The following is a 1,108-nucleotide window of genomic DNA, read 5'->3' on the forward strand; positions in this document are numbered from 1 at the left end:
GACCGGATCGCCGCGATTCAGGGCTCCGGCAGCAAGATGGGTCTTGAGGACCACCTCGACGCCGCGGTCGCCCAGGGCGCCGGCTACATCCAGCTGGTCATCTACAACCTGCCCGGCCGGGACTGCTCCGCGCTGGCCTCCAACGGCGAGCTCGGCGTGAACGAGCTGCCGCGCTACAAGTCCGAGTACATCGACCCGATCGCCGCGATCATGAACCAGTCGAAGTACCGGAACCTGCGCATCATCAACGTCGTCGAGATCGACTCGCTGCCCAACCTGGTGACCAACACCAACGTGGCGACCTGCGCGACGATGAAGGCCAACGGCGGGTACGTGCAGGGCATCGGGTACGCCCTGAACAAGCTGGGCGCGCTGCCGAACACCTACAACTACGTGGACGCCGCGCACCACGGCTGGATCGGCTGGGACACCAACTTCGGGCCCACCGCCCAGATCATGCGGGAGGCCGCCCTGGCCTCCGGCAGCATCAGCAACGTCCACGGCTTCATCACCAACACGGCCAACTACTCGGCCCTGACCGAGCCGTACTTCACGGTCAACGGCACGGTGAACGGCCAGCAGATCCGGCAGTCGAAGTGGGTGGACTGGAACTACTACATCGACGAGCTGAGCTTCGCCCAGGCGTTCCGCAACCACCTCGTCTCGATCGGCTTCAACTCCAACATCGGCATGCTGATCGACACCTCCCGCAACGGCTGGGGCGGCTCGGCCCGGCCCACCGGCCCGAGCACCTCGACCGACCTGAACACGTTCGTCGACTCCTCACGGATCGACCGCCGCATCCACGCCGGCAACTGGTGCAACCAGTCCGGTGCGGGCCTCGGCGAGCGGCCGCGGGCCAACCCGGCCACCGGCATCGACGCGTACGTGTGGGTCAAGCCCCCGGGTGAGTCCGACGGCTCCAGCAAGGCCATCCCGAACGACGAGGGCAAGGGCTTCGACCGGATGTGCGACCCGACCTACACCGGCAACGAGCGCAACGGCAACAGCATGACCGGCGCGCTGCCGGACGCCCCGATCTCCGGGCAATGGTTCTCCGCTCAGTTCCGGCAGCTGATGGCGAACGCGTACCCGCCGCTTTCCTGAC

1 protein-coding gene is annotated in these 1,108 nt (G+C 66.9%); it reads left to right on the forward strand.

Features of this window, described 5'->3' with window-relative positions:
• On the forward strand, positions 1 to 1,107 hold a 1,107-nt coding region (locus tag AB0M20_RS45180; protein ID WP_364307803.1), incomplete at its 5' end, for a glycoside hydrolase family 6 protein.
• Position 1,108: the final 1 nt, after the last annotated feature.

The sequence above is a fragment of the Actinoplanes sp. NPDC051633 genome (genome assembly GCF_040681735.1).
Classification (GTDB): domain Bacteria; phylum Actinomycetota; class Actinomycetes; order Mycobacteriales; family Micromonosporaceae; genus Actinoplanes.